Genomic DNA, 5547 nt, shown 5'->3' with positions numbered 1-5547 from the left:
GAGCCGACCGCCGGGCTGTTCCCGTCTCCGGCCCGTCCTCCCCGCGGCCTGCCTGGATCGCGGGCGCGGCTTCCGCTGCCTTGGTGCGTCGTGGTCCTCCCAGCGCATCGTGCCGGGGCAGTGGGTCGGCGGGGCCGGTGGGGGTGCCCCCGAACATCCCGGCCCCGCTCGGCGCACCTGCGGGAGCGTCCGCCATGGGTAAGCACGAGAAGCCCGCGATGCCCCTGGACCGTCGCGTCCCGCAAGCATCCGAAGCCACGCAGCTCGACCGCCGCCTATCCTGGTCCGGCCGGATCCACCCGGAGCCCTGCCGGGACTTGAACCTCCTGAACCGGGTGCACGAGCGCCTGCGCCGGCTATGACCGCCGTGTTCCGCACCGAGTGAACGGACCGGTCGCCCGATGCAGCCGCGTCGGCGGTCCGTCGGGAATGGAACGCGCACGGTGAGCGGGCAGCTTCCCTCCGAATTCGCCGCGGCGATGACCGGCTTCACATCGCCGTGATCCGCTTCACGGATTCCCAGGTCAGCGGGCCGTTCCGGGGAGATTGGCGCAGGTGGCCGGTCACCACGCCGTCGGGCTCCGTTTACACTTGGGTGTAACTCCGATTCCGTCCGCAAGGAGTTCTCGGTGGTCATCGACCGGCCAGACCCGAGCAGTGCGCCCGGCGCACCCGCCTCGAAGCCCGACACCGATCCCTACGAGCAGGACGTACCGCACGAGGAATGCGGTGTTTTCGGCGTCTGGGCGCCCGGTGAAGAAGTAGCCAAGCTCGCCTTCTACGGCATGTTCGCGCTGCAGCACCGCGGCCAGGAAGCCGCGGGCATCGCAGTCGGCGACGGCTCGCAGATGCTGGTCTACAAGGACCTCGGCCTGGTCAGCCAGGTCTTCGACGAGCAGGTCCTGGCCACGTTGCGCGGCCACGTCGCCGTCGGGCACAACCGCTACTCCACGACCGGTGGCGCGACGTGGGAGAACGCGCAGCCCACCTTCCGCACCACGGCGGGCGGCGGCGGACTCGCGCTGGGCCACAACGGCAACCTGGTGAACACCGCCGACCTGCGGGAACGGCTGGTCGCCGAAGGCGCGGACACCATCGCGGCGAACACCTCCGCGCCCGCGTCCGGCTGCGAACGCGCCACCACCGACTCCGACCTGGTGTGCGGGCTGCTGGCCACGCGCGCCGCGGACAAGGGGATCGAGCAGGCAGCGCTGGAGCTGTTCCCGTCCGTGCAGGGCGCCTTCTCGATGGTGTTCTCCGACGAGTCGACCCTCTACGCCGCCCGCGACCCGCACGGCGTGCGCCCGCTGGTGCTCGGCAGGCTGGAACGCGGCTGGGTGGTGGCCAGCGAAACCGCGGCCCTGGACATCGTCGGAGCCTCGTTCGTGCGCGAGGTCGAGCCGGGCGAACTGCTCGCCATCGACGCCGACGGGCTGCGCTCGCAGCACTTCGCCCACCCCAAGCCGAAGGGCTGCGTGTTCGAGTACGTCTACCTGGCGCGCCCGGACACCACGATCTCCGGGCGCTCGGTGCACAGCACCCGCGTGGAGATCGGCCGCAGGCTCGCCCGCGAGCACCCGGTGGACGCCGACCTGGTGATCCCGGTGCCGGAGTCCGGCACGCCCGCGGCCGTCGGCTACGCGCAGGAATCCGGGATCGCCTACGGCAACGGGCTGGTGAAGAACTCCTACGTGGGGCGGACCTTCATCCAGCCCTCGCAGACCATCCGCCAGCTCGGCATCCGGCTCAAGCTCAACCCGCTGCGCGAGGTGATCCGCGGTAAGCGGCTGGTCGTCGTGGACGACTCGATCGTGCGCGGCAACACCCAGCGCGCCCTGGTGCGGATGCTGCGCGAAGCGGGCGCGATCGAGGTGCACGTGCGGATCGCCTCGCCGCCGGTGAAGTGGCCCTGCTACTACGGCATCGACTTCGCCTCCCGCGCCGAATTGATCGCGAACGGCTCGGACGCGGACGGCATCCGGCGTTCGATCGGCTCGGACAGCCTCGGCTACGTGTCGCTGGACAGCTTGATCGCCGCCAGCGAGCAGCCCCGCAACCGGCTGTGCGCGGCGTGCTTCGACGGGCACTACCCGATCCCGCTGCCGGAAGAGGCGCGGCTGGGCAAGTACCTGCTGGAGAACTCCTCCGAAGAGACCGAACGCGGCGTGGCGGGCCCCGCCGAGCCGGTGCTGCCCAATGGCTACGGCGGTGCCGACGCGCTGCGCAGGCCGTGACTCCCCGGCCCCGGCCGAGGTGGCGCGCCGCGTAGCGTGGTGCGCTCGCGTCCGGCCGCGTGCATCGATCGGCGAATCCGGGAAACCTCGCGGCGGGACCGGATGCAGGCGCCCGCGCCTGTGGTAAGCAACGGGCGGGCGCCCGCGCCCGGAGCGCCCCGCCGAACGCGTCGCCGGACTTCCCGCCACCCAACCGCAAACTCACATCAGATGTGGAGTCAGTCGTGTCCGAAGACCTGCTCGCGGGGTCGCAAGCCGCCGAGGAAGCCAAGGCCACCTACGCGACCTCGGGGGTGAGCATCGAAGCCGGTGACGAGGCCGTGCAGCAGATGCGGCCCTGGGCGCAGCGGGCCACCCGGCCCGAGGTGCTGGGCTCCCTCGGCGGTTTCGCCGGACTGTTCCAGCTCAAGCTGGACCGCTGGAACGAGCCGGTGCTGGCGTCCTCGACCGATGGCGTCGGCACCAAGCTCGCCGTGGCGCAGGCGATGCAGAAGCACGACACCGTCGGGATGGACCTGGTCGCGATGGTCGTCGACGACCTCGTGGTCTGCGGCGCGGAACCGCTGTTCCTGCAGGACTACATCGCCGTCGGCAAGGTCGAGCCGGAGCGGATCGCGGACCTGGTCAAGGGCGTGTCCGAGGGTTGCGTGCAGGCCGGCTGCGCGCTGCTGGGCGGGGAGACCGCCGAGCACCCCGGCATGATGGCGCCCGGCGAGTACGACCTCTCGGCCACCGGCGTCGGCGTCGTCGAGGCCGACGCGATGCTCGGCCCGGACAAGGTGCGCCCGGGCGATGTGGTGATCGCGATGGGTTCCTCCGGGCTGCACTCCAACGGCTACTCGCTGGCCCGGCACGTGCTGCTGGAACTGGCCCGGATGCCGCTGGAGGGCCACGTCGAGGAGTTCGGCCACACGCTCGGCGAGCAGCTGCTGGAGCCGACCCGGATCTACGCCAAGGACTGCCTGGCCCTGGCCGCCGAAGCGGAGGTGCGCACTTTCGCGCACGTCACCGGCGGTGGGCTGGCCGCGAACCTGGCACGAGTCGTCCCGTCCGGGCTGACCGCCGTGCTGGACCGCGGAACCTGGACGCCCGACCCGGTGTTCCGGATGATCGCGCAGCGCGGCCGGGTGGAGACCGAGGAGATGGAGCGCACCTTCAACATGGGGGTGGGCATGGTCGCGGTCGTCACCGCCGAGGACGTGGACCGGGCGCTGGCGGTGCTCACCGCCCGGCACGTGCCCGCGTGGGTGCTGGGCGAGGTCGCCAAGCAGCCGACCGTCGAGGAAGCCGCCGAGGACCAGCGCGTCGTGCTGCGCGGTAACCACCCGCGGTTCTGATCCCCGCTCCGCCTGCCGAGTCCGCTCCGACCGCCTGGAATATACCCCCTGGGGGTATCGTTTCAACTGGCGATCGCCCGGAAAGACCTCTTCCGAGGAGCAGCGATGACTCAGCAGCCGGACACGTCCCACCAGCACCACGCCGCGCCCGGTTCGTCCTGGCGGATGGCGGTGTCGGCGACGTTGCACTGCCTCACCGGCTGCGCGATCGGCGAGATCCTGGGCATGGTGATCGGGACCGCGGCGGGCCTGCACAACGTCGGCACCGTGGTGCTGTCGGTCGTCCTCGCGTTCGTCTTCGGCTATGCGCTGACCATGCGGGGCGTGCTGCGCTCCGGAGTGAGCTTCGCCGGCGCCGTCCGGGTGGCGCTCGCCGCCGACACGTTCTCGATCTTCGTGATGGAGGTCGTGGACAACGCGGTCATGGTCGTGGTGCCGGGCGCGATGGACGCCGGTCCGACGACCGCGCTGTTCTGGGCATCGCTGGCCTTCGCGCTGGTGGTGGCGTTCGTGCTGACCGTGCCGGTGAACAAGTGGATGATCGCCCGCGGGCGCGGCCACGCGGTGGTGCACGGGATGCATTGAGCCGTTCGCCGAAATCTGCGGCGCCGACGGGAATTCTGCGGGGCGCCGCACTCGTTGTTCGGGGTGGCCGGTGTGCGCGTGCCCCCGGGCTCCATCACCAAGCCTGTAGGGAATACCGTTCGGCTGGAGCCTTACAGCGCCATCCGCCGAGAGGCGGCCCGCACACCGGCCCCTTTCACTTCACAGTCCTTTTCCGGGCCTGGTAGGCGCCCGAGCATCCCCAGGCTCCGCCCGGTCCCGGACCGGGCACTTCTTCCGCAGCGCAAACGAGAAGTGCGCCGGTTTCCCGGCGCACTTCGCTGGTACTGCGTGTTCGGTTGATCGTCGGAGTTGCTACGCCCGGCCGGCGGAGCGCTTGCGGCGATCAAGCGCAACCGCAGGCCCGCCCACCGCGAACGATGTCGAACGAGTGGTGGCTCCACCCGGCTCGGCACCATCCGGACCCGGATGCGATCAGGTCGTCTGCCGACACAGAACACCGAGTGGACGGTGCTCGTCCACTCGGTGTTTTCGTGCCGTCAACGCCGGTAGTCGTCGTACCCGTCGTCGTATGCGTCGGCGCGGTCCTCCTCGGACCACTCGCCAGGCGAATCCGAGGACAGCTCGCGCTGCAATGCATCGACGTCCATGGTGGGGGAGCTGTACTTCAGCTCACGGGCCACCTTCGTCTGCTTGGCCTTAGCCCGGCCGCGCCCCATGGCTCGACCCCCTCGCGCAGGGTGTGCGGGGCGGCCAGGGGAACGGCGGCCCCGCATGATCTCGACAACTTTTCCTGTAACTACCGTACCGTGCCGATGCGGTTCTACGCGACGTGGTGCCACCCCACGTCTCCGTGTCGCGGGTGATCCAGCCCGCAGATCGCGCAGGCGTCGCCATCGGCCCGCGCGCCGCGTCGCCATCGGCTCCGACGTGCGGCGGGTAGTCACCGGCCGCCGCAGCGCGCATGGCACGATACTCGCGTGCCAGAGCCGTTCGTCGCCTATCTGCGGGTGTACGAACCATTGTCGTCGTTCGACTCGCCCACCCGTGAACAGCTCGCCGCGACCGTGCAGCGCGGCGCGCTCGACGTCACCGGTGCCGCGACGCGGGAACAGGACCAATGGTTGCGGACCCAGGTCTGCGCCCCGCCCAGGTTGCTTCCCGGCGAGGACTCCAGCGGTGCCGCGCAGGGCGCCGGCGACGTCCTCGTCCTCGACCCGGAATCGGTGCCCAGCAACCCGGCGGCGAGCGTCGGCCCGGGGCCGCTGGTGTGCCCGCTGGACCTGCGCGGCCGGTCCGCCGCCGCCCTGGTCGGGTTCCTCGGCGCCGCAGAGCCGTCGCTGCGGGCTTCGGTCCTGCCGGTGCCGGCGGACCGCGCCAAGAGCCGGGCCCAAGCGGTGATCAGCGAGCTG

The 5547-nt window shown here is 71.0% G+C and carries 5 protein-coding genes and 1 pseudogene; 4 read left to right on the top strand and 2 right to left on the bottom strand.

Annotation, left to right across the window (positions count from 1 at the left end; translation table 11 throughout):
- Positions 1-196 (bottom strand): hypothetical protein (locus IJH84_RS07085; protein ID WP_295141742.1); only part of this gene is annotated, 196 nt, incomplete at its 3' end.
- Positions 197-629: 433 nt separating this feature from the next.
- Here IJH84_RS07085 and purF point away from each other — a divergent pair.
- The 3 genes from purF to IJH84_RS07070 all read left to right on the top strand — a co-directional run bounded on the left by purF (position 630) and on the right by IJH84_RS07070 (position 4156).
- Entirely contained in the window at positions 630-2234 is a 1605-nt protein-coding gene (gene purF / locus IJH84_RS07080; protein ID WP_295141740.1) for an amidophosphoribosyltransferase, read from the top strand.
- A gap of 224 nt (positions 2235-2458) precedes the next feature.
- On the top strand, positions 2459-3571 hold the full coding sequence (purM, locus tag IJH84_RS07075) for a phosphoribosylformylglycinamidine cyclo-ligase (protein WP_200068812.1): 1113 nt from the start codon (positions 2459-2461) through the stop codon (positions 3569-3571).
- A 105-nt stretch (positions 3572-3676) separates the two neighbouring features.
- Positions 3677-4156 (top strand): DUF4396 domain-containing protein, encoded by a 480-nt coding sequence (locus IJH84_RS07070; protein ID WP_295141736.1) that lies wholly within the window; start codon positions 3677-3679, stop codon positions 4154-4156.
- A gap of 518 nt (positions 4157-4674) precedes the next feature.
- Here the strand turns inward: IJH84_RS07070 and IJH84_RS07065 are convergent.
- The gene (locus IJH84_RS07065; RefSeq protein WP_200068813.1) at positions 4675-4854 is read right to left on the bottom strand and encodes a DUF3073 domain-containing protein; all 180 of its coding nucleotides are present in this window, start codon (positions 4852-4854) and stop codon (positions 4675-4677) included.
- A 261-nt stretch (positions 4855-5115) separates the two neighbouring features.
- On the opposite strand from IJH84_RS07065, the pseudogene IJH84_RS07060 reads away from it, so the two are divergent.
- Positions 5116-5547 (top strand): annotated as a pseudogene (locus tag IJH84_RS07060) (hypothetical protein); the annotation flags it as partial.

The sequence above is a fragment of the Saccharopolyspora sp. genome (genome assembly GCF_017434145.1).
In the GTDB taxonomy this organism is placed as follows: domain Bacteria; phylum Actinomycetota; class Actinomycetes; order Mycobacteriales; family Pseudonocardiaceae; genus Saccharopolyspora_C; species Saccharopolyspora_C galaxeae.
This window is presented reverse-complemented; position numbering and strand designations above follow the sequence as displayed.